Source organism: Rhodopseudomonas palustris (genome assembly GCF_003031265.1).
In the GTDB taxonomy this organism is placed as follows: domain Bacteria; phylum Pseudomonadota; class Alphaproteobacteria; order Rhizobiales; family Xanthobacteraceae; genus Rhodopseudomonas; species Rhodopseudomonas palustris_H.
Genome location: NZ_CP019966.1, coordinates 1,843,011 through 1,864,877 on the forward strand (window position 1 = coordinate 1,843,011; position 21,867 = coordinate 1,864,877).

Genomic DNA, 21,867 nt, shown 5'->3' on the forward strand with positions numbered 1-21,867 from the left:
GCAGCGGTGTATAAGAACAAGAACTAACGGGAGTGATGGCGTGACCGAGGCCTTGCTGGTCGATCATCGTGACGGGGTCGATTGGGTCACGCTCAATCGGCCGGATAGCCTCAATGCTCTCGATCCCGGCCTGATCGACGCGCTCAACGACTATTTTGGCCGCCTGCAGCGCGATCGGACGACGCGCGTCGTCGTGCTGAAAGGCGCAGGCGCCAATTTCTGCGCCGGCCTCGATCTCAAACATGCGATGGCGCGCCGCGCCGGTGAGAACGCCACGCCCGGCGTCACCGAGTCGCTGGATTCGCAGCGCCGGATCGCCGACATCGTGATGCTGATGCGCCGCTGCCCGCAGCCGATCATCTCGCTGATCCGCGGCGCCGCGGCCGGCGGCGGCTTTGCGCTGGCGCTGGCTTCCGACGTCCGCATCGCTGGACGCAGCGCGCGGATGAACTGCGCCTTCATCAAGCTCGGCCTTGGCGGCTGCGATATCGGCACCAGCTACTTTTTGCCGCGCCTCGTTGGCGTCTCGGTGGCGTCCGAACTGATCCTCACCGGCCGCTTCATCGGCGCCGAGCGCGCGCTGATGACCGGACTGGTTTCCGAACTGGTGGAAGACGATCAGCTCGAAGCCGCGGCGCAGCCGTTCGTCGATGCGATGATGGCGGCGTCGCCGGTCGGTTTGCGACTGTCGAAGGAGTGCCTCAACATGGCGGTGGATGCCGGCTCGATCGAGCAGGTGATCGCGATGGAGGATCGCAACCAGGTGCTGTGTTCGCGCTCGGAGGATTTCAAGGAAGGCGTCGCCGCGTTCCTCGAGAAGCGCAAGCCGGTCTACGGCAACCGCTGACCAATTCAACGTTGGCCCGGCAAGAGGCCGAGAAAACGGGAGAACACCAGATGACTGCCAGCGCAGCCGCAGTGATGACCAAGCCGCCGTTTCGCAAGGTGAACTGGCTGCCGCGCGAGATCGATGTCGATCGCCGCGAGGACGGCGTCATCGTGATGAAGTCGCGCTTCCCGCTGATGGATCACGATCCCAACCTGCCGATGGCGCTGGCGAAGTGGGCCAAGCAGCGACCGGATCATATCTGGTTGGCACAGCGCAAGGGGCCGGACCGGCAGTGGCGCAAGGTCAGCTACGCCGAGGCCAAGCGCATCGTCGATGGTCTCACCCAGGCGTTGCTCGACCTCAAGCTGCCGGAAGGCCGGCCGCTCACGGTGCTGTCGGGCAACTCGATCGAGCACGCGCTGATCATGATGGCGGCGATGCAGGCGCGGATTCCGACCGCGCCGGTGTCGCCGGCCTATTCGCTGATGAGCCACGATCACCTCAAGCTGAAGTACCTGTTCGATCTGGTGAAGCCGGCTGCCGTGATGGTGCAGGAAGGCGCTCCCTTCACCAAGGCGCTGCACGCGCTCGATCTGAAGGATGTCCAGGTGATCCACGTCGCCAATCCGGCCGACGGCATCGCCAGCATCGCGTTCGACGACATGGTGGCGACCCCGGTGACCGACCAGGTGGTGCAGTCGATCGCGCAGATCACGCCCGACACCGTCGCCAAATTCCTGTTCACCTCCGGCTCGACCGGGATGCCGAAGGCGGTGATCAACACCCAGCGGATGATGTGCGCCAATGCTGCGATGATGATGCAGGTGCGGCCGCGCGATCCGAACGGCCCGCCGCCGGTGCAGCTAGACTGGATGCCGTGGAATCACACCATGGGCGGCAATGCGGCGTTCAATCCGCTGTTGATCGAAGGCGGCACGCTGTACATCGACGACGGTCGCCCGGTGCCCGGCCAGATCGAAGAGACGCTGCGCAACCTGCGCGAAATCTCGCCGACCTACTACGCCAACGTGCCGGCCGGCTATGCGGCGCTGGCGAGCGCGATGGAGAAGGACGACGCGCTGTGCCGGTCGTTCTTCAAGGACATGCAGCTGATGGCTTATGGCGGGGCCCGGCTGCCCGACGATCTGTACGAGCGGATGCAGGCGCTGGCGGTGCGCGCCACCGGACATCGGCTGGTGTTCTACACCGGCTGGGGCTCGACCGAGACCTCGCCGACCTCGACCGGTACCTATTGGGACACCGAGCGCGTCGGCCTGATCGGTCTGCCGTTCCCGGGTGTCGAACTGAAGATGCTGCCGATCGGCGACAAGTACGAATTGCGGCTGCGCGGCGTCAACGTGATGCCCGGTTACTACGGCCAGCCGGATCTCACCGAGAAGGCGTTCGACGAAGAGGGCTTCTACAAGATCGGCGACGCCGGCGTGTTCGTCGATCCGAACGATCCGGTGAAGGGCATCATCTTCGCCGGCCGCGTCGCCGAAGACTTCAAGCTGATGACCGGCACCTTCGTGCATGTCAGCACCGTGCGCACCGATGCGATTGCCGCGGCGAGCCCGGTGATCCAGGACGCCTTAGTGGCGGGGCAGGACCGCGCCTATATTGGCCTGCTGGCCTGGCCGAACCTCAACGCCTGCCGGGTGATGATCGGCGATCCGAATGCGAGCTTCGAGGACGTCGTGAAGCATCCCGACGTGCTCGCGGCGCTGCGCGCCGGGCTGCAGAAGCACAACCGCGAAGTCGAAGGCGCGAGCTCGATGCGGATCGCCCGCGCAATGCTGATGATTGAGCCGCCGTCGATCGACGGCAACGAACTCACCGACAAAGGCTACATCAACCAGCGCGCCGGCCTCGAACGCCGCGCCGCCCTGGTCGAGCGGCTGTACGCCGAGCATCCGGATTCGGATGTGATGGTGCTGCAGTGAGATATTTGAACAACCCATCGTTCGTCATTCCGGGATGCGCCGCGCAGCGGCGCAGGCCCGGAATCCATACTCCCTGCGGTGGTTATGGATTCCGGGCTCGCGCTCCGCGCGCCCCGGAATGACGAACTCTGAAGAAATCAGTTAACAACTAACAACAACGAGACCTCGCCATGAATTTCGATTTCTCCGACGACCAGAAGCAATTGCGCGATCAGGCGCGGCGGTTTCTTGCCGAGAAGTGCTCGCCGAAGGCGGTGCGTGCCGTGCTCGAAGGCAAGGCCGACTATGACCGCGACCTGTGGAAGGGCCTCGCCGAGATGGGCTTCCTCGGCGTCGCGATTCCCGAGGAATACGGTGGGACCGGTGCGGGCCATCTCGAGCTCTGCGTGATCGCCGAGGAGCTCGGCCGCGCGCTGGCGCCGGTGCCGTTCTCGTCGACGGTGTATCTCGCCGCCGAAGCGCTGCTGCTGGCGGGTTCGGAAGAGCAGAAGCAGAAGTGGCTGCCGAAGATCTCCTCGGGTGAGGCGATCGGGACGCTGGCGCTGTTCGAAGGCACCGGCAATCCGTCGCCGGCCGCCGTCAAGCTCGCGGTGTCGAACGGCACGCTGACCGGCACCAAGAAGCCGGTCGCCGACGGCGCGATCGCCGATTTTGCCATCGTCGCGGCGCGCACCGGCAACAGCGGCCGCGAGACCGACGTCTCGCTGTTCCTGGTCGATCTCAAGGCTGGTGGCGTCACCGCCAAGCCGCTGCAGAACGTCGATCCGTCGCGCCAGCAGGCCGAGCTGACCTTCGCCGGCGCCAAGGCCGAGCCGCTCGGTGCGGCCAATGAAGGCTGGAGCATTCTGTCGCGCGTGATGGACCGCGCTGCGGTGCTGATCGCGTTCGAGCAGGTCGGCGGCGCCGACCGTGCGCTGGAGATGGGCCGCGACTACGCGCTCGACCGCATCGCGTTCGGCCGGCCGATCGGCTCGTTCCAGGCGATCAAGCACATCCTGGCCGACATGTATGTCTCGGCCACGCTGGCGCGTTCGAACTCCTACTACGGCGCCTGGGCGCTTTCGACCGATGCTGCCGAGCTGCCTGAGGCCGCTGCGGCGGCGCGGATCAGCGCCACCCAGGCGTTCCAGCACTGCGCCAAGCAGAACATCCAGGTGCACGGCGGCATGGGCTTCACCTGGGAGTTCGACTGCCACCTGTACTATCGCCGCTCCAACGCGCTGGCGCTCAGCCTCGGTAGCCAGTCGTATTGGGAAGATCAGCTGATCGATCGGATGCGCCAGAAGAACGCGGCGTAACGCGCGACGGTGAATGCCCAACCGTCATTGCGAGCGCAGCGAAGCAATCCAGAGGCCCCGTGCACTGAGCTGGATTGCTTCGTCGCTTCGCTCCTCGCAATGACGGAAAAATTGAACGCATCGATAGCAGGTGTGCCATGAACTTCGACGATACCCCGCAGGAAGCCGAATTCCGCGCCAAGGCGCGCGCCTGGATCGACGCCAACGCGCCGAAGCAATACGAGGACGAGCTGCGCAAGGCGTCGCTCGGCCGTGTGGTGCTGAAGGGCGCCAACATTCTCGAGGTCGCCAAGGCCTGGCAGAAGAAGAAGGCCGATGCCGGCTGGGCCGTTCCGCATTGGCCGAAGGAATATGGCGGCCGCGGCGCGTCGCCGATTGAGCGCGTGATCTGGCAGCAGGAAGAAGGCGTGTTCGGCAAGCTGACGGCGATGTTCATAATCGGCCAGGGCATGTGCGGACCGACCATGATGGCCTACGCCTCGGAAGAGCAGAAGCGGCACTACCTGCCGCCGCTCGGCTCCGGCGAGAAGGTCTGGTGCCAGCTGTTCTCCGAGCCGGCCGGCGGCTCCGACGTCGCGGGACTGCGGACGCGCGCCGAGAAGGACGGCGACGACTGGATCATCAACGGCCAGAAGATCTGGACCTCCGGCGCGCACTACTCGGATTATGGCATCCTGATCACCCGCACCGACCCGACCGTGCCCAAGCACAAGGGTCTGACGATGTTCTTCCTCGACATGAAGAGCCCCGGCGTCGAGGTGCGGCCGATCAAGCAGGCCAACGGCAATTCCGACTTCAATGAGGTGTACTTCACCAACGTGCGGATTCCGGACAGCCAGCGGCTGGGCGCTGTCGGCGACGGCTGGAACGTATCGCTGACCACGCTGATGAACGAGCGCATGTCGATCGGCGCCAACGTCGCGACCGGCTTCCCGGAGTTGTTCGACTATTGCTCGTCGCTGACGCTCGACGGCGCGCCTGCGCTCGACGATCGCGCGGTGCGCAGCAAGCTCGCGAACTGGGCGGTGAAGGCCAGCGGCCTGCGCTACACCTCGTTCCGCTCGATCTCGGCGCTGTCGAAGGGGCAGCGTCCCGGTCCGGAGAACTCGATCGGCAAGCTGGTCGCTGGCTCGATGATCCAGGAAGTCGCGATGTACGCGCTCGATCTGCAGGGCGCCGCCGGCGTGCTGAGCGGGCCGGAGGATGCCGAAGTCGCCGGCCGGTTCCAGGCGATGCTGCTGCGTTCGCCGGCGACCCGCGTCGAAGGCGGCACCGACGAGATCCTGCGCAACATCATCGCCGAACGCGTGCTCGGCCTGCCCGGCGACATCCGCGTCGATAAGGACGTGCCGTTCAACCAGATCCCGACCAAGGGGCGGGCGTAGTGCTCACATCATCTTCGTCATTGCGAGGAGCGGAGCGACGAAGCAATCCAGTCTTCCATTGTGGCCCTGGATTGCTTCGCTTCGCTCGCAATGACGAATCCATCCTGAACTGAAGCGAAAGATCGACCATGAATTTCGACGATACCCCGCAGGAAGCCGAGTTCCGCGCCAAGGCTCGCGCGTGGATCGATGCCAACGCGCCCAAGCAGTACGAAGAGGAACTGACCAAGTCGGGCCTCGGCCGCATCAGCCTGAAGAACGCCGACATCGTCGAAGTCGGCAAGGCGTGGCAGAAGAAGAAGGCCGAGGGCGGCTGGGCCTGCCTGACTTGGCCTAGCGAATATGGCGGCCGCGGCGCGACGCCGATCGAGAAGGTGATCTGGCAGCAGGAAGAGGGCGTTTACGGCAAGCTGACCCAGCCGTTCCAGATCGGCGAGGGCATGTGCGGCCCGACCGTGATGGCTTACGGTGCCGAGGAGCACAAGCGCCGTTACTTGCCGAAGCTCGCGTCCGGCGAAGAGATCTGGTGCCAGCTGTTCTCCGAGCCGGCCGGCGGCTCCGACGTCGCGGGTCTGCGCACCCGCGCCGAGAAGGACGGCGACGACTGGATCATCAACGGCCAGAAGATCTGGACCTCCGGCGCGCACTACTCGGACTACGGCCTGCTCATCACCCGCACCGATCCCAATGTGCCCAAGCACAAGGGCCTCACCATGTTCTTCCTGGACATGAAGAGCCCCGGCGTCGAGGTGAAGCCGATCAAGCAAGCCAACGGCATGCAGGAATTCAACGAGGTGTTCTTCACCAACGTGCGGATTCCGGACAGCCAGCGGCTCGGCGAAATCGGCGACGGCTGGAACGTGTCGCTGACCACGCTGATGAACGAGCGCATGTCGATCGGCGCGCGGCTCGCCACCGGCTTCCCGGAGATCTTCGCGTTCTGCAACGATCTGGTGACGGAGAATGGTCCCGCGATCGACGATCCGGCGGTGCGCAGCAAGCTGGCGAACTGGGCGGTGAAGGCCAGCGGCCTGAAGTACACCTCGTATCGTTCGATTTCGGCGCTGTCCAAGGGCCAGCGCCCGGGCCCGGAAAACTCGATCGGCAAGCTGGTCGCCGGCCCGATGCTGCAGGACATCGCCGCGTTCGCGATGGATCTGGAAGGCGCCGCGGGCGTGTTCACCGATCCGGCCGAGGCCGAAGCCGGCGGCAGCTTCCAGGCGATGCTGCTCGGTTCGCCGTCGATGCGCATTGCCGGCGGCACCGACGAGATCCTGCGCAACATCATCGCCGAACGCGTCCTCGGCCTGCCCGGTGACATCCGGGTCGACAAGGACGTGCCGTTCAACAAGATCCCGACCAAGGGGCGGTGACGTACTGCTGCCGCCATCATTCCGGGGCGCGAGCGACAGCTCGCGAACCTGGAATCCCGCAGTTGTTGACATCGATCGACGAGTTGTGCGCGTTTCAGATTCCGGGTTCGCTGACTTCGTGAGCGCCCCGGAATGACGACCATTCAGCAATGAGGCCATCATGACCGACGCCGCTGCGACCACCGCCCCGATCGACGTCCTCGAAGACTTGATGGCGGCGCGCTACTCGTGCCGGGCGTTCAAAGCCGATCCGGTGCCGCGCGCGACGATCGAGCGGATCCTGGGCGCGGCGCAGAAGACCGCGTCGTGGTGCAACAGCCAGCCGTGGCAGGTGGTGATCACCTCGGGCGAGGCGACGGCGAAGTTTCGCGACGTGATCTTTCCGGCCGCCGCCAGCGGCGCGCCGATGTCGGGCGATTTCGAATTTCCGCGCGAGTATCGCGGCGTCTATCTCGACCGCCGCCGCGAGAGCGGCTTCCAGCTTTACAACGCGGTCGGCATCGCCCGCGGCGACAAGGTCGCGGCCGCCCAGCAGGCGCTGCAGAATTTCAACTTCTTCGGCGCGCCGCATGTCGCGATCATCACCACCGACGAGGCGCTCGGCGTCTATGGCGCGGTCGATTGCGGCGGCTATGTCACGTCGTTCATGCTGGCCGCGCAGGCGCTCGGCATCGCCACCGTGCCGCAGGCCGCGCTGGCGTTCCACGCCGGCGTTGTCCGCAAGCACTTCGGCCTCGGCGACGATCGCCGCGTCGTCTGCGGCATCTCGTTCGGCTACGCCGACCCCGACCACAAGGCGAACTCGTATCGCACTGGCCGCGCCGCACTCGGCGAGGTCGCGACGTTCGTGGACGCGTAGGGCACAGAGTTTCCACCCGTCATTCCGGGGCGCGCGTCAGCGCGAACCCGGAATCTGATGTTTGCACTGCGCCGGAGATTCCGGGTTCGTCGCTTCGCGGCGCCCCGGAATGACTCGCGGATAGGCTTTGCGCAGCTTCGCGCCCGGAATGACGACGGAGAGGCTGCGATGCGTGGCCTTCAAAACCTCGGCGCGCGTTTCTCTGTGAACGCGGCGATGCCTTCCTTGATTTCATCGCTGCGCATCGAGGCGCGGGCGCGGGTGTCGGCGGCTTGTTCGTCGAAGGCGGCGCGGGCGAATTCGTTGATGGCGCGCTTCATGCCGGCGACCGCGTTCGGCGCGTTGCCGGCCAGCGTCGTCGCCAGGGCATCGACCTCGCGGTCGAGCCGGTCCATCGGCACCATCGCGGTGAGATAGCCGATCCGCAGCATCTCGGCGGCGTCGATCCGCTGCGCGGTCAGGAACAGCCGCTTGGCGTTGTCGATGCCGAGACGGGAGACGTAGCGCTTGATGCCGCCCGGATAGTAATGCAGCCCCAGCCTGGCGGCCGGCATGAACATCTCGGCGGTATCGACTCCGATGCGGAAATCACAGGCCAGCGCCAGATCGGTCGAGCCGCCATAGACGCCGCCGTTGAGCCGGCAGATCGTCGGCACCCGCAGATCCTCAAGCCGGTTGACCACCACCTCGAACGCCGAGCCGGGGGATTCGGCCTCGACCTCCGCAGTGGCGCGTTCGGCGACCTCGCCGAGATCGAAGCCGGCCGAAAATGCCCGACCGGTGCCGGTGAGCACCAGCACCCGCACCGCCGGATCGGCGTCGAGCCGCGCGAACTGATCGAGCAGCGTGGCGAGGTCGTCCGGCTGCAGCCGGTTGAGATGCTTGGGCCGGTTCAGCCGGATGGTGGCGCGCGGGCCGTCGATGGTCAGTACCGGTGCGCTGGCAGCGTCGCTATCGGACATCGATAAGGTCTCCTGATGGAAGCGGGGCGGCTGCCAAAACGGCGCCGGGCCCTGCAAGGACCGCGGACAGCGCCGCGGCGGACGGGGAAATGGGCCGGGCAAACTGCCCGCCGGCCGGGCGCCCGTCAACTCGCCGGGAAGCGGGAGGGGCCTCGGCCACCGCTCGCGTAACCTATGCCGGCTGGTTTATAATTCCGTCCGCACCAGCGTGTAGGGAGAACTGCGGTCCGAACACCCGCGGCTATCTCTCAGATCGCTTCCGCCGGCTTCGGCGCCTTCGATTGCAAGACAACGGTGGGTCCCACATGGATATGTCCCTCATCGCCCAGAATGCCGGCATGGTGAGCAGCGTGTTCGCGACCATCTTCGTGCTCGCCACTGCCACGATGCGGACGATGATTCCACTGCGGGTGTTCGGCATTCTGACCAACCTGCTGCTGATCGCGGTGTCGATCCCGACCCACAACTATCCGACGCTGGCGCTGCATGCGGTGCTGCTGCCGCTCAACGCCTGGCGGCTGCACCAGATGCTGCAGCTGGTGCGCGACGTGAGGAAGTCGGTGAACAGCGACCTTTCGATGGATTGGCTGAAGCCGTTCATGACCGAGCGCAAATGCGCCACCGGCGAGGAGCTGTTCTACAAAGACGAGCGCGCCGAGGAGATGTTCTACATCGTCAGCGGGCGCTTCCGGCTGGTCGAATCCGGCATCGAACTGCCGGTGGGCGCCATTGTCGGCGAGCTCGGCATGCTGTCGCCGACCCATACCAGGACGCAGACCCTCGAATGCGTCGAGGCCGGCACGGTGCTGAGCGTCAGCTATCGCCAGGTGGAGGAGCTGTACGTGCAGAATCCGGAATTCGGATTCTATTTCTTGCGCCTCGCCAGTGCGCGGCTGTTCGAAAACATTGAATCCCTGCAGGCGCGATTGGCCGCGGTCGCGCCGCCGCCGCGGACCGACGCCGTCGGCCGGACCGCCTGAGGGCTGCGCAGTTGGCCGGCTACATCGACGCGTTGCGCTTCACGCTCGCCGAAATGCTCGGCGAGAATGATCGCGTCGTGGTATTGAACGCGCCGGCTGCTGCGTCGCCCGAAATTGCCCAGGCTCTGGAGGACGCCGCCGCCCGGCTGGTGAACTACCAGGGCCGCCGCTATGCGCGGCTGTATCTCGACCGGATCGGCCGATTCGTCGGGCGGCGCGAAGTCGACGACGCGATGGTGCTGCGGATCGCCGAGCTGCTCGCGATGCGGATGGCGTATGAAGACCCGAGCCGGATTGCGCAGCTCACGCTGCAGGAGGCCGCGAGCGCGCCGTCCGGCCGTGCGATGCCGCGGATCGACCGCAGGTGCCGGTTTCGAATCGATGAGGTGGTGGCGGCGCTGCCGGTGGTGGTGGCCGATCCGACGCTCAAGGTGCTGAACTATCTCGGATGGCTGCACATGCCGGTGAAGATGCGCTTCAACGGCAGCGGCTGGCTCGGCATCCGCAAGCTGCGGATCATCTCCTGGTTGCGGCGCTGGCGGTTGCTGTCGATCCGCTACGCCAATGAGCGCAAATGGGTCGAGCGCTGGCTGCACATGATCGACCGCAGCCTCGCCGCCCGCCCTGAAGCCGCGACGGCCGTGGTCGAAAGCGCCACCATGGTTCGTGGCTATGGCGACGGCTATCGGTACGGCATGGCGAACTGGTCTCTGATCATCGACGCGCTGGTGAAGCCGGCGCTGAACGGCACGCTGCCGCTGCCGGATCTGACGCAGGCGATTGCGGAAGCGCGCGCCGCCGCGCTGCCGGACCGCAAACAGGCCAGCTTGAAGCGCGCGATCGAAGCCATCAGGGCAAGGTACGATGCCATCCCGATCCAGGCGGCGGCGTCGTGATCTCCGGGGCGATCGTGCCACCCGGGTACCGTTTATGTGCGATGCGTGCGCGGCGTGAATTGCACAGCCATATGAAGGCCGTACGCTGGCGGCCACGTGCATTCGGCCGCGAGAAATGTCATAAAACTGCGCTGGTCGATACCGACCGGCTGCGATGCGAAGCCTCTGCACGGGAGGGAAAGCGATCGGATTGTCGGACCCCGACAGCCGCCGCCATCACCGCCTGCAAGGCCCAAGCGAAGGTGCGAGCTTGATCCTTCCCGAATTGTCGTCGTCGATTGCGGTGGGCGCACTGATCTATTGGATGCTGCTCCTCACCATCAAACACGTGTTCGCGGACTTCATCTTCCAGAACAAGTGGATGGCGATGGGCAAGGACGCCAAGACCGGGTGGGCGCTGCCGCTGCTCGCGCATTGCAGCGTGCATCTGGTGATGACGACGCTGCTGATGCTGATCCTTGCGCCGCGCTACTGGTACATCGGCGTGATCGACTTCCTGATCCATCTCGCGATCGATCGGCTCAAGGGCTTCATCGTCGCCACGTACGACGTGACCAATCAGGACCGCTGGTTCTGGTGGCTGATCGGCACCGATCAGGCGCTGCATCACCTGACCGGCTTCGGCCTCGCCATCGTCCTCGCCGCAAACCCGTGAGACGTTAGAGCGGTTCATCGATGGGTTGAAGTGGACTGGGCCTTGCCAAGGGTCCTGACGTCCTCATCCTGAGGAGCCGGGCGTCTCGAAGGATGAGGAGCCGCATCGCCTCTGGCTCATGGTTCGAGACGGCGCTTCGCGCCTCCTCACTATTGAGATTCTGCCTGTGGCGAGACTCCCAAGCGCGGTCCGAACTTGATCAAAAAGAACTGCTCCAGCGTGATCTGAGTAGTACGACCGGTTCTGCAATCCGCGGTTCCGCACTCCGTCAATTTGTCAGCGCAGCGTGCACGAAAAACTCACGATCACACTCAATCGGACCGTTCAATCCGCCTGATTACGCGGATTCGAGGTGTCTCCACGTAGTTGTACGCGGGACGACGTTAACTGCTGCATGACCTGCGAGTGATTAGCGTCAATGCGATCAGCAGGGGTGCTGACCGCACGCGGCGTCGTGGCGGATAACCCGAAGTTCCAGTGCAATGGCCCGCCATTTGGAATCGCAGCTCGACTTCATCTTCTTTTTCTACGGGCTGTCGTTCATCCTGCTCGGCGCCCTGTGCCTTGTGCTGGCGCGCGGCCGTGAAGACGATCGTGGAACAACGATCCGCTTGATCGGACTGTTCGGCTGCGTCCATGGCGCCAATGAATGGCTGGACATGCTCGCGCTGATCGCGGGTGATAGTACTGAATTCTTGGTGGTGCGCGCGGCGGTCCTGACCGCGTCGTTCGTCCTGCTGGCGGAGGCGGGACGAAACGGCGGGATCACACGCGACCTGGCCATGCCTGGACCTTGGATCTACATCCCGATCCTGGTTGCAATCGGCGCGATCGGCTTCGTCGACGGCATCGAATCCGCGAAGGCGGCGACCCGCTATCTGCTCGCCGCGCCGGGCGCGATCCTGGTGGCCTTCACGGTGTTCACCGGCCGACATCACGATCTCCATATGAACCGCTCGCTGATGGCGGGCGTGGCGATCGCCTTCGCACTTTACGCGGTGGCGGCTGGCATGATTGTCGAAACCGCGCCGTTCTGGCCGGCCAGGACCTTCAATCAGGAGATGTTCCAGCGCGTCACCGGCGTGCCAATTCAACTCGTGCGCGGGCTGATCGCGGTGGCACTGGCGGCGCTGATCTGGGCGGCCTGGGGCCGCCGGGTGATGGAAACGCTCGACTACCCCGGCTATTCGCTGCACCTGAAACGGCAGTTCGTCGGTGTGCTGACGACATTGCTGCTGGTCTTGGCGCTGGGCTGGGCGCTGACCGACTATCTCGGCGAGATCCATCGTGACGACGTCGAAAGCGAAGCTGCCGGCGACGTTGCTCTGCTGGTCAGCGGTGTGGAGCGCGAAACCACCATCGCCGACGCGATGGTGAAGGCGATCGCGGCGTCTCCATCGGTTCAATTGCTGCTCGGTGACAGGGAAAGCGGCCGCGTGACCAATCTGTCGATGCTCGAGATCGACGCCGGAGTGATCCACGCGATGCGCGGCCTGATCGTCAATCGCGCCGGAGACATCGTCGGATCGTCAGATTCGTCGGATCAGAGCTGGTTGGGGATGCCAAATCTGCGCTCGGTGGATTGGTTCGAGCAGGCGATCGCCGGCCGGCCGGTGCACCAGATTAGGGTCGATCCGCCCCAGCGCGTGCGGACCTATGTGACCGCGTCCCCGATCCGTGATGCGCAAGGAGAGATTCAAGGCATCGCGATGCTCGAGATCTCGCTGGAGACGCTCGCGGAGTTGATGACCCGTTTCGATCAGGCGTTCTTCGTTGTCGATGCTCGTGGGCTGGTGATCATCACGAACCGCAGGGACGAGCTGTTCCGAACGCTATGGCCGCGGCCGGATCTGCCGCGTCTTCAGATCGCCGAACAGTTCGGGGCATCGGGGCGCACCATGTTGGCCCGCGAGATCTTCGGCGGCGACTGGGTGGAGTTCGGAGGGCGACGCAGCTACGTGCTCAGGCAGCCGATCGACAGCAATCAGATGTCGCTGGTCCTCGTCATCCCGGTGAAGGGGATCTTTGCCAGCCGCTTACTCGGCATCATCATCACGCTTCAGGTCGCGATCGCTGTGCTGTTCTATTTCTTCGGCATGGATCGTGGCGTGCGAGACCGTTTCGAACGCAAGCTCCGCGAGGAGTTGCTGACCCAGACCGAAGATCTGGCTCGCCAGGCCGCCACGGATCCTCTGACAGGCTTGGCCAACCGGATGAAGTTCGACGCCCGCCTGAACGAGGAGCTGGCGCGCTCGCAGCGCAGCGGAAGGCCATTCTCGCTTATCATCTTCGACATCGATCACTTCAAGGAAGTCAACGACATCTACGGCCATCCTGTCGGTGACCAAGTGCTGGTCCGGCTGTCGCGAACGGTCGGAGCGAGTGTCCGCCAGAGCGATCTGCTGGCCCGCTGGGGTGGCGAAGAATTTGTGATCCTACTGGCCGACACCGAGGCGGCGGCGGCCTACGAGACAGCCAAGAAGCTGCGCCTGCTGGTGGCGCATACCATCTTCGAGCATGTCGGCACGATCACCGCGAGCTTCGGCGTCGCCCAGGTTATGCCCGGCGATCATGCCGACACGCTGGTGGCCCGCGCCGACAACGCGCTGTATCGGGCGAAGCTGAACGGCCGCAACCGGGTCGAGCTCAGCCTGCCGGTGATCGAAGTCGTCGAGCTTTCACCGACGGCGTAGGCACCAGCAGCGCACAGAAACGCTCCCTCCTGGATTAGCAGGATTTCGTAAGCAGCTCTGGTTGCCAGACTGACGATGGCCGGCTGTCCCGGCCATCCAGGTCTTCTCATGACAGCGGGCTTATGCGCTCAGGCGCGTCTCCGACGCCGAACTTTCGCTCGGCGAATCCTGCGGTGGCAGATGCGGGGCGAGCTTGGCGTTGGCCTTCATGAATTGATGCTGCCAGGCCATGCCGTCTTCGAGCAGGCGAGCCGCCGCGCCGCTGAGCCAGTCCTGATACTCGCGGAAGGCATCGAGCGGCGTTGTCGCTTCGCCGATCCTCCGGGCCGCTTCGAGAGCGGCGCGGGTTCCAATTCGCCGGCGCTCGAACCAGCCGTCGGCAAATTCTTTCATGCTGTCGAGGACGGTTGCTTCGCCTTCCCAGAACTTGATGCCCATCGGGGCGTAGGTCTTGGCGGCGGGCTGTAACAGGTTGGGGAACAACGAGACCGGATCAGCCATGGGTACTCTCCATCGTGAAGATGAACGAACTCACTGAACCGAAAAGCCGCTCTTCAAGTGCGGCAGCGAAATAGTTAACCGATTAGATGGCGGCGTCACGACGAAACTGCAGATCGTCGCAAATCGTGATCGACGTTTAGTTCCATGCGTCTGGTGCAACGGCTGGTAGTGGTATCAGGTTGTGTAGTTAAGAGGTCCTTAACAAAATCGGCCGCATCCTCAGGATCGCAACCTGTTCGGGAGAAGGCCGATGTGGTCCAGCCGTGAAGCTTTCGAGAACGACGCTTGCCCGGTCCGTGAGGAACTGCTGGGCCAGATGTACCGAGCCAATGAGAACGGGCTGTCGCAGCTCGTCGACAGCGTATCCGGCGATGTTCGGGCGATGTTGGCGCTGTTTTGCTATCGCCGCGCTCATTTGCAGCCGTTGGCGCTGGCCGTTGCAGCGACCTGTGACGAACGCGACCTGATCCAGGCCGGTGGCCGAGCAGGTTCCGTTCTCTATGCCCTGGCGCACGAAAAGCGCCGTCCGGCGATCAGCAGCTACTCGCAGCGCAAATCGATCACGCTCTCGACTGCGCCGCTCGCCAGTTTCGCGCCACTCGATCAGGAAGCGGACGTGGAACTCGACGATCAGCCGGTGCCGGACGCCCCTAACTGATCGACTTCAGCCAACGATCGCAACGGGAAGCGGCGGGAGACGGAACTTCCGCCGCGCCATCAGGCATTCCGGATCGCCGGGCTGGCAGTCGCGGCAGACCTCGGGCCGCAGGGCGTAGATCGTACAGGCGGTTGCCTGGCCGATCGTGCCACTCAGCGCGGTGCAGCGATTGTCCTCGCAGCGCATGCCCGACAGCCGCTCATTGACAAGCGCCGCCGGAATCGCGTCCAGCGCGGCGTCGTCCTCGATCGTGAAACGCGGCCAGTTTTCCGAATAGCCGCAGCAAGCGCCGCAGCTCTGGCACGGGTTGTCGGCTTCAATCAGGGGAAGGGCGCTCATCGCCCCTCTTTATCCCGCCACGGCGGGGCGGGAAACCGCCGCTTGGGTGGATCGCCCCTGCATTATTCCCGGGCCTTCGTGGCCGCCGCGAGCAGCGCCTCCAGTTCAGCGATCCGGATGTCACGCGACGTGATCGCCGCGGCGACCTCCGCCGCATCGAATTTCTGCGGGATGTGCTGCGGGCAATTGCTGTCCCAGGCCGCCACCTCGAACAGGATCGCCTGCTCGGGCCGCGCCTTGTAGCTCTTCGGCATCAGCCGCGTGATCAGCTCGGGATCGTCCTCGATCACCTTGGCGCGGCCCCAGATCTTGATGCGGCGGCGGTGCGCATAGTCGATCACGAACAGATAGGCCTTCGGGTTTTCCGCCAGGTTGCCTTGGGTGATGAACTGCTGATTGCCCTTGAAGTCGGCGAAACCGATGCTGTGCTCGTCGAGCACGTGAAGGAAGCCGGACGGCCCGCCACGATGCTGGATGTAGGGCTGCCCATCGGCGCTGGCGGTGGCGAGCAGCACGCTGGTCTGGGCGCTGAGGAAGGCGGCCAGATTGTCGTCGATCGTGGTGGACCAGCCGCCGTTGCGTTCGACGCGGGCATAGGCTTCGCGCGATCCCTTGCGAGCCTGGATTGCCTTGACGGCCGGCGTGAATGCGATGTCGCTGGAGACGTGCTGGGCTTCGGCCATGTGACCTTCCTGCTTGATATCCCCGAACAGATCGTTCTTTCCCCTAGCCAGAACAATCAGTTGATTTGACACTTCATTGTTGCCACTTCTGAAATGGTGGCATGGACCGATTGGACACGATGACGGCGTTCGTTGCGGTCGCCGACCTTCAAGGCTTCGCGCCGGCTGCGCGGAAGCTCGGGCTGTCACCCTCCGCCGTGACCCGGATGGTCGCGGCGCTCGAAGAGCGTCTCGGCACCCGGCTGTTGCAGCGGACGACGCGCTCGGTCGCGCTCACCGATACCGGGGCCCGCTATCTCGAGCGTGTGCGGCGGATTCTGGCCGACGTCGAAGAGGCAGACACTTCGGCTGCGGCCGAGCGCGTCACGCCCTCCGGCCGGCTGGTGGTTTCGGCGCCCGTCGGTTTCGGCCGGCGTCATGTCGCGCCGCTGCTGTCGGACTATCTGCGGCGCTATCCGGAGGTGACCGGCGAATTGCGGCTGTCGGACCTGATGATCAACCTGGTCGAAGACGGCGTCGATTGCGCGGTCCGGATCGGGCATCTGGCGGATTCGAGTTTGGTGGCGCGGCAACTCGGTGCGATGCGCCGGATCGTGGTGGCGTCGCCGGATTATCTGGCGGCGCGCGGCATTCCGGCGACGCCGACAGAGATCGCGGCGCACGATGTGATCCATTTCGGACAGACCGGCGCGCCGGTCGGCTGGCACTTCGTCGTCGACGGCCGCGATGTCCGCATCGCCTGCACGCCGCGCCTTATCAGCAATGTCGCCGACGTCGCGATCCTGGATGCCGAGCGGGGCGGCGGCCTGACCCGCGTGCTGGCCTATCAGGCGGCGGACGCGATCGCCGCGGGGCGGCTGCAGATCGTGCTGGCGAACTACGAAGTGCCGCCGCTGCCGATTGCGATCGTGTATCCAACCTCGCGCCTGTTGTCGGCGAAGGTCCGGGCCTTCATCGATCTTGCGGCGGAGACGAGCGACTGGCGCTTCGGCGGCGACGGAAAGAGGGGCGGCGCGTGACGGCGGATCTGTTTCACGGTCTCGACGACGCACCGCGGCGGGAAGACATCGCGCCGGGCGCTGCGCTGCTGAGCGGCTTCGCCCGCGCAAACGAGCGAGACCTGCTCGCCGCGATCGATGCGGTGGTGGCGCGTGCGCCGTTCCGGCACATGATGACGCCAGGCGGTCACACCATGAGCGTGGCGATGACAAGCTGCGGCTCGGTCGGCTGGGTCACCGACCGCCGCGGTTATCGCTACTCGCCGACCGATCCGGACAGCGCGACGCCGTGGCCGGAGATGCCTGCAGTGCTCCGCGATCTTGCGCAACGCGCCGCCGCCGAGATCGGCTTTGCCGGATTCGATCCCGATGCCTGCCTGATCAATCGCTACGTGCCAGGCGCCAAGATGGCACTGCATCAGGACAAGGATGAAGCCGATTTCTCGGCGCCGATCGTGTCGGTGTCGCTCGGCCTGTCGGCAGTGTTTCAATTTGGCGGCATGGCCCGCAGCGACAAGCCGCGACGCTATGAGCTGCGTCACGGCGATGTGCTGGTGTGGGGCGGCCCGTCGCGGCTGGTGTATCACGGCGTGCTGACGCTGAAGGACGGCGAGCATCCGCTGCTCGGCCGGCAGCGGATCAACCTGACCTTTCGCAAGGCCTTGTAGCGCGCGCTAGCCCTTCGGCCGCTTATCGAACACGCGCCGGGCTTTGCCGAGTGAGCGCTCCAGCGTGTCGGGCGGCACCACCTTGATGGTGGTCGAGATGCCGATGGTGTTCTTGATCAGGTGCGCGACGCGTTCGGCGTGCGGCACCAGGCCGGCGCCGTCCCAGCTTTCGGGCCGCGCTTCGGCCAGCACCGTCATCTCGTCCATCCGGCCTTCGCGCGTCAGCTCGATGATGAAGTGGCCGCCGCACCAGTCGGTGCCGAGCAGCACCTCCTCGATCTGGGTCGGAAACACGTTGACGCCGCGCAGGATGATCATGTCGTCGGAGCGGCCGGTGATCTTCTCCATGCGCCGCATCCCGGGCCGCGCGGTGCCCGGCAGCAGCCGCGTCAGGTCGCGGGTGCGATAGCGAATCACCGGGAAAGCTTCCTTCGTCAGCGAGGTGAACACCAGTTCGCCCTTTTCGCCATCGGGCAGCACGTCGCCGGTCTCGGGATCGATCACTTCCGGATAGAAGTGATCCTCCCAGATGTGCAGGCCGTCCTTGGTCTCCACGCATTCCTGCGCGACGCCGGGGCCGATTACTTCCGACAGCCCGTAGATATCGGTTGCGTCCATGTCGAATGCCTGCTCGATCTCGGCGCGCATCGCGTTTGTCCACGGCTCGGCACCGAACACGCCGTATTTCAGCGAGGACTGCCGCGGGTCGAGGCCCTGGCGTTTGAATTCATCGAGGATCGCCAGCATGTAGCTCGGCGTCACGGTGATGACGTCGGGGCGGAAGTCGTTGATCAGCTGCACCTGCCGCTCGGTCATGCCGCCGGACACCGGAACGACGGTGCAGCCGAGCTTCTCGCCGCCGTAGTGGGCGCCTAAGCCGCCGGTGAACAGGCCATAGCCGTAGGAATTGTGAATGATCATGCCTCGCCGCGCGCCGGCGGCGCGCAGCGAGCGCGCCATCACGGTGGCCCAGGTGTCGATGTCCTTCTGCGTGTAGCCGACCACGATCGGCTTGCCGGTGGTGCCGGACGAGGCGTGGACGCGCACCAGGTTTTCGCGCGGCACCGCGAACATCGCGAACGGGTAGTTGTCGCGCAGGTCGGTCTTCACCGTGAACGGAAACTTCGACAGGTCGCTCAACTGGTGGAAGTCCGACGGATGCACGCCCTTGCGGTCGAACGCGGCTTTGTAGTGCGCGACGTTGTCGTAGGCGTGCTTCAGCGACCAGGCCAGCCGCTTGGTCTGCAGCGCGACGATCTCATCGCGCGAGGCGCGTTCGGCGTCGTCGAGTTCGGGATTGTAGGTGCCCGGCTTGATCTGGTGCACGGTTGCGGCCATCGCCGTCTCCTCCCTCAGCGTGGGTCTGGTTGTTGCGGGGGCACCAACGTGCCGCCGATCGAGCGCGAATGGCCGCGGAATTCGGCGATCACCGTCGAACCCGAGGTGACGCGGACGTCGTAGATGCCGCTGCGGCCGGAGCGCGACACTTCGCGCGCCGCGGCGACCAGCCGGGCGCCGAGTTTGCCGGGGCGGATGAAGGTGATCGCGCCCTGCGCCGCGACGGTCGAGTCGTTGTAGGAGTTGCAGGCGTAGGCGAAGGCCGAGTCGGCGAGGGTGAAGATGAAGCCGCCATGGGCGATGCCGTGGCCATTGACCATGTCGGTGGTCACCGTCATCGCCAGCGTCGCGACCCCGGCGCCGATCTCAACGATCTCCATGCCGAGCGCCTTGCTGGCGTGATCGTTCGCCCACATCGCGTCGGCGCAGGCTCGCGCCAGTTGGTCCGGCGATGGTTCGGCCTGGGTCTGCGAAGCCGCCACGGTCACTGCGGGCTCCTGCAAACGCAAGACAGCGACATGGCGCAAGGCCACGACGCCTGATCGGCGATCAGGTCGGTCACGTTTCTCTCCCTCACGTCGCGGGCTTTCGCAAAGCCTCTTGAATTGAACGATCGGTCAGTCAATTATTAGCCCAAGCAATCATCGTGTCAACGGCCGGCGCGGACGTCAAACCGCGCCGCGATCGCGGACCACACGTCGGGGAGAGACGCCATGACCGCCATCCTGCAAAGCCTCGCCTGCGATCGCTGGGAAACACCGGGGGCCGGGCTGGTCGATATTCCGAGCGCGATCGACGGCCGCGTCGTGGCGCGTGCGTCCAGCGCGGGACTCGATTTTGCGGCCATCGTCCGCCATGCCCGGCAGGTCGGCGGGCCGAAGCTGCGGGCGATGACGTTTCACCAGCGCGCCGATATGTTGAAGGCGCTCGGCGCTTACTTGGGCGAGCGCAAGGAACAGCTCTACGCGCTCGCGGCCGACACCGGCGCCAACCGCCGCGATAACGCGATCGACATCGATGGCGGTCTCGTCACGCTCGCGGCTTTCGCATCGCGCGGCCGCCGCGAGTTGCCGGATGCAAATTTCATCACCGAGGGCGAGGTCGAGGCCTTGTCGAAGCGCGGCAGCTTCGTCGGCCAGCACATCCTGTCGCCGCTGCACGGCGTCGCGGTGCATATCAATGCGTTCAATTTCCCGTGCTGGGGGCTGCTTGAAAAGCTCGCGCCGGCGTTGCTGGCGGGCGTGCCGATGATCGCCAAGCCGGCGACGGCGACAGCCTATGTGGCGGAGGCGCTGGTCAAGCTGATCGACGAGTCGAAGCTGCTGCCGCAAGGCGCGCTGCAGCTTGTCTGCGGCGGTCTTGGCGATCTGCTCGATCATCTGAACGGCCAGGACGTGATCGCTTTCACCGGCTCGTTACAGACCTCGGAGAAGCTGCGCGCGCATCCGAACGTCGCGCGGCATTCGATGCGCTTCATCGCCGAGCGCGACTCGCTGAACGCCGTGGTTCTCGGCCCTGATATCACGCCGGCCGAGCCGGAGTTCGATCTGTTCGTCCGCGAGATCGTGCGCGAGATGACCGCCAAGGCCGGGCAGAAATGCACCGCGATCCGCCGCGTGCTGGTCCCGCGCGCGCAGGAGGCCGCAGTGGTCGAGGCTCTGAAGGTCAAGCTCGCCGACGTCAGGCTCGGTGATCCGCGCCGCGACGACAAGGCGATGGGCCCCTTGGTCAGCCGCGGCCAGCGCGAGGCGGTGCGAGCCGCGATCACGACGCTGCAGAGTGAGGCCGAGATCGTGTTCGGCGATCCGAACGCTTGCGAAGGTGAGGGCATTGACGCCCAGGCGGGTGCCTACATGGCGCCGGTGTTGCTCCGCGCGCGCGAGCCGATGCAGGCTAGCCACGTTCACGCCACCGAGGCGTTCGGCCCGGTCGCCACCGTGCTGGCCTATGACGATGTCGCTCAGGCGATCGAGCTGGTGCGTCGCGGCGAGGGCAGCCTGGTGGCGTCGCTCTTCACTGATGACGATGCGATCGCCGAGCAGATGATCCTCGGTCTGGCGCCGTTCCACGGCCGGCTGCTGATCGTCGATCGCGACGATGCGGCAGAATCCACCGGTCACGGCACGCCGCTGCCGGCGCTGTTGCACGGCGGACCGGGCCGGGCCGGCGGCGGCGAGGAGCTCGGCGGCTTGCGCAGCGTGTATCACTACATGCAGCGCACCGCGATCCAATGCTCGCCGCGCCGTCTTGCGCGCCTCACCCGCACCTGGACGCGCGGCGCTCCGGCGCCTGCCGCCGAAGTGCATCCATTCAAGCTGAACTACAATCAGCTCGCCGTCGGCCAGAGCATCGAGACCGCGAGCCGGCCGATCACGCTCGAAGACATCGAGCACTTCGCGCATTTCACCGGCGACACCTTCTACGCCCATATGGACGAGGCGGCCGCCAAGGCCAATCCGTTCTTCCCCGGCCGTGTCGCCCACGGCTATCTGATCCTGGCGTTCGCCGCCGGCCTGTTCGTCGATCCGGCGCCGGGTCCGCTGCTCGCCAATTACGGGCTCGACAATCTGCGTTTCCTGAAACCCGTCTCTCCCGACGATAGCATCAAGGTGAAGCTCACCGTGAAGCAGAAGTCGCCGGCGCGGCGGCCGGAATATGGCGAGGTGCGCTGGGACGTCGAAGTCGTCAACCAGAACGGCGAACCGGTGGCGCGTTATGATCTGTTGACGATGAGCTCCCGGCCGGCCGCATAGCCCGCCGCGGCGGAATCTGGCACAACGCGGTGCCGCTCGCGCGCGGCGCCGTTTTC

At 65.3% G+C, this 21,867-nt stretch carries 20 protein-coding genes; 14 read left to right on the plus strand and 6 right to left on the minus strand.

Features of this window, described 5'->3' with window-relative positions; all coding sequences use genetic code 11:
* The first annotated feature begins 40 nt into the window (after positions 1–40).
* The 6 genes from RPPS3_RS08535 (at position 41) to RPPS3_RS08560 (ending at position 7,687) form a co-directional block, all read left to right on the plus strand.
* On the plus strand, positions 41–847 hold the full coding sequence (locus RPPS3_RS08535) for an enoyl-CoA hydratase/isomerase family protein (RefSeq protein ID WP_107343686.1): 807 nt from the start codon (positions 41–43) through the stop codon (positions 845–847).
* Positions 848–897: 50 nt separating this feature from the next.
* On the plus strand, positions 898–2,772 hold the full coding sequence (locus RPPS3_RS08540) for an AMP-binding protein (RefSeq protein ID WP_107343687.1): 1,875 nt from the start codon (positions 898–900) through the stop codon (positions 2,770–2,772).
* 170 nt (positions 2,773–2,942) lie between these two features.
* Complete coding sequence (locus RPPS3_RS08545; protein ID WP_107343688.1) at positions 2,943–4,070, plus strand: acyl-CoA dehydrogenase family protein; 1,128 nt, start codon at positions 2,943–2,945, stop codon at positions 4,068–4,070.
* Positions 4,071–4,207: 137 nt separating this feature from the next.
* Positions 4,208–5,455: an acyl-CoA dehydrogenase gene (locus RPPS3_RS08550; protein ID WP_107343689.1), complete on the plus strand. Its 1,248-nt coding sequence runs from the start codon at positions 4,208–4,210 to the stop codon at positions 5,453–5,455.
* A 128-nt stretch (positions 5,456–5,583) separates the two neighbouring features.
* Positions 5,584–6,828 carry an acyl-CoA dehydrogenase gene (locus RPPS3_RS08555; protein WP_107343690.1) on the plus strand — a complete coding sequence of 415 codons (1,245 nt, stop codon included), beginning with the start codon at positions 5,584–5,586 and terminating at the stop codon, positions 6,826–6,828.
* Between the two features lie 160 nt (positions 6,829–6,988).
* Positions 6,989–7,687 carry a nitroreductase gene (locus RPPS3_RS08560; protein WP_107343691.1) on the plus strand — a complete coding sequence of 233 codons (699 nt, stop codon included), beginning with the start codon at positions 6,989–6,991 and terminating at the stop codon, positions 7,685–7,687.
* A gap of 179 nt (positions 7,688–7,866) precedes the next feature.
* Here RPPS3_RS08560 and RPPS3_RS08565 read toward each other — a convergent pair whose 3' ends face one another.
* On the minus strand, positions 7,867–8,649 hold the full coding sequence (locus RPPS3_RS08565; RefSeq protein WP_107343692.1) for an enoyl-CoA hydratase/isomerase family protein: 783 nt from the start codon (positions 8,647–8,649) through the stop codon (positions 7,867–7,869).
* A gap of 305 nt (positions 8,650–8,954) precedes the next feature.
* Between RPPS3_RS08565 and RPPS3_RS08570 the strand changes: the two genes are divergently transcribed.
* The 4 genes from RPPS3_RS08570 to RPPS3_RS08585 all read left to right on the plus strand — a co-directional run bounded on the left by RPPS3_RS08570 (position 8,955) and on the right by RPPS3_RS08585 (position 13,873).
* Positions 8,955–9,629, plus strand: coding sequence for a Crp/Fnr family transcriptional regulator (locus RPPS3_RS08570; RefSeq protein ID WP_107343693.1), 675 nt, complete (start codon positions 8,955–8,957; stop codon positions 9,627–9,629).
* Between the two features lie 11 nt (positions 9,630–9,640).
* Positions 9,641–10,525 (plus strand): DUF6537 domain-containing protein, encoded by an 885-nt coding sequence (locus RPPS3_RS08575; protein WP_107343694.1) that lies wholly within the window; start codon positions 9,641–9,643, stop codon positions 10,523–10,525.
* Between the two features lie 250 nt (positions 10,526–10,775).
* On the plus strand, positions 10,776–11,180 hold the full coding sequence (locus RPPS3_RS08580; protein WP_107346511.1) for a DUF3307 domain-containing protein: 405 nt from the start codon (positions 10,776–10,778) through the stop codon (positions 11,178–11,180).
* A gap of 659 nt (positions 11,181–11,839) precedes the next feature.
* The gene (locus RPPS3_RS08585; RefSeq protein ID WP_234820147.1) at positions 11,840–13,873 is read left to right on the plus strand and encodes a sensor domain-containing diguanylate cyclase; all 2,034 of its coding nucleotides are present in this window, start codon (positions 11,840–11,842) and stop codon (positions 13,871–13,873) included.
* Positions 13,874–13,993: 120 nt separating this feature from the next.
* On the opposite strand, the gene RPPS3_RS08590 is transcribed toward RPPS3_RS08585, so the two are convergent.
* Entirely contained in the window at positions 13,994–14,374 is a 381-nt protein-coding gene (locus tag RPPS3_RS08590) for a hypothetical protein (RefSeq protein WP_107343696.1), read from the minus strand.
* A 250-nt stretch (positions 14,375–14,624) separates the two neighbouring features.
* Here RPPS3_RS08590 and RPPS3_RS08595 point away from each other — a divergent pair, with 250 nt between their 5' ends.
* On the plus strand, positions 14,625–15,032 hold the full coding sequence (locus RPPS3_RS08595; protein ID WP_107343697.1) for a hypothetical protein: 408 nt from the start codon (positions 14,625–14,627) through the stop codon (positions 15,030–15,032).
* 6 nt (positions 15,033–15,038) lie between these two features.
* On the opposite strand, the gene RPPS3_RS08600 is transcribed toward RPPS3_RS08595, so the two are convergent.
* A complete protein-coding gene (locus tag RPPS3_RS08600; RefSeq protein ID WP_107343698.1) occupies positions 15,039–15,371 on the minus strand; it encodes a YkgJ family cysteine cluster protein in 333 nt (110 codons plus the stop codon).
* A 62-nt stretch (positions 15,372–15,433) separates the two neighbouring features.
* Entirely contained in the window at positions 15,434–16,054 is a 621-nt protein-coding gene (locus RPPS3_RS08605; protein WP_107343699.1) for a pyridoxamine 5'-phosphate oxidase family protein, read from the minus strand.
* A 101-nt stretch (positions 16,055–16,155) separates the two neighbouring features.
* Between RPPS3_RS08605 and RPPS3_RS08610 the strand changes: the two genes are divergently transcribed.
* Together RPPS3_RS08610 and alkB are read left to right on the plus strand one after the other, a co-directional pair.
* A complete protein-coding gene (locus RPPS3_RS08610; RefSeq protein WP_107343700.1) occupies positions 16,156–17,073 on the plus strand; it encodes a LysR family transcriptional regulator in 918 nt (305 codons plus the stop codon).
* The gene (gene alkB / locus RPPS3_RS08615; RefSeq protein ID WP_107343701.1) at positions 17,070–17,720 is read left to right on the plus strand and encodes a DNA oxidative demethylase AlkB; all 651 of its coding nucleotides are present in this window, start codon (positions 17,070–17,072) and stop codon (positions 17,718–17,720) included. The genes RPPS3_RS08610 and alkB overlap by 4 nt, the downstream gene beginning before the upstream one ends.
* Before the next feature lie 6 nt (positions 17,721–17,726).
* Here alkB and paaK read toward each other — a convergent pair whose 3' ends face one another.
* Positions 17,727–19,058: a phenylacetate--CoA ligase PaaK gene (gene paaK, locus RPPS3_RS08620; RefSeq protein WP_107343702.1), complete on the minus strand. Its 1,332-nt coding sequence runs from the start codon at positions 19,056–19,058 to the stop codon at positions 17,727–17,729.
* Positions 19,059–19,072: 14 nt separating this feature from the next.
* Positions 19,073–19,546: a hydroxyphenylacetyl-CoA thioesterase PaaI gene (gene paaI / locus RPPS3_RS08625; RefSeq protein ID WP_107343703.1), complete on the minus strand. Its 474-nt coding sequence runs from the start codon at positions 19,544–19,546 to the stop codon at positions 19,073–19,075.
* 225 nt (positions 19,547–19,771) lie between these two features.
* Between paaI and paaZ the strand changes: the two genes are divergently transcribed.
* Entirely contained in the window at positions 19,772–21,811 is a 2,040-nt protein-coding gene (paaZ, locus tag RPPS3_RS08630) for a phenylacetic acid degradation bifunctional protein PaaZ (protein WP_107343704.1), read from the plus strand.
* Positions 21,812–21,867 lie beyond the last annotated feature (56 nt).

Bases quoted from the DNA above. Each gene is read 5' to 3' on its own strand.
- RPPS3_RS08540 (WP_107343687.1), top strand. From the start codon at position 898: ATGACTGCCAGCGCAGCCGCAGTGATGACCAAGCCGCCGTTTCGCAAG.
- RPPS3_RS08545 (WP_107343688.1), top strand. From the start codon at position 2,943: ATGAATTTCGATTTCTCCGACGACCAGAAGCAATTGCGCGATCAGGCG.
- RPPS3_RS08550 (WP_107343689.1), top strand. From the start codon at position 4,208: ATGAACTTCGACGATACCCCGCAGGAAGCCGAATTCCGCGCCAAGGCG.
- RPPS3_RS08555 (WP_107343690.1), top strand. From the start codon at position 5,584: ATGAATTTCGACGATACCCCGCAGGAAGCCGAGTTCCGCGCCAAGGCT.
- RPPS3_RS08560 (WP_107343691.1), top strand. From the start codon at position 6,989: ATGACCGACGCCGCTGCGACCACCGCCCCGATCGACGTCCTCGAAGAC.
- RPPS3_RS08565 (WP_107343692.1), bottom strand. From the start codon at position 8,649: ATGTCCGATAGCGACGCTGCCAGCGCACCGGTACTGACCATCGACGGC.
- RPPS3_RS08570 (WP_107343693.1), top strand. From the start codon at position 8,955: ATGGATATGTCCCTCATCGCCCAGAATGCCGGCATGGTGAGCAGCGTG.
- RPPS3_RS08585 (WP_234820147.1), top strand. From the start codon at position 11,840: ATGCTCGCGCTGATCGCGGGTGATAGTACTGAATTCTTGGTGGTGCGC.
- RPPS3_RS08590 (WP_107343696.1), bottom strand. From the start codon at position 14,374: ATGGCTGATCCGGTCTCGTTGTTCCCCAACCTGTTACAGCCCGCCGCC.
- RPPS3_RS08595 (WP_107343697.1), top strand. From the start codon at position 14,625: ATGTGGTCCAGCCGTGAAGCTTTCGAGAACGACGCTTGCCCGGTCCGT.
- RPPS3_RS08600 (WP_107343698.1), bottom strand. From the start codon at position 15,371: ATGAGCGCCCTTCCCCTGATTGAAGCCGACAACCCGTGCCAGAGCTGC.
- RPPS3_RS08605 (WP_107343699.1), bottom strand. From the start codon at position 16,054: ATGGCCGAAGCCCAGCACGTCTCCAGCGACATCGCATTCACGCCGGCC.
- RPPS3_RS08610 (WP_107343700.1), top strand. From the start codon at position 16,156: ATGGACCGATTGGACACGATGACGGCGTTCGTTGCGGTCGCCGACCTT.
- paaK (WP_107343702.1), bottom strand. From the start codon at position 19,058: ATGGCCGCAACCGTGCACCAGATCAAGCCGGGCACCTACAATCCCGAA.
- paaZ (WP_107343704.1), top strand. From the start codon at position 19,772: ATGACCGCCATCCTGCAAAGCCTCGCCTGCGATCGCTGGGAAACACCG.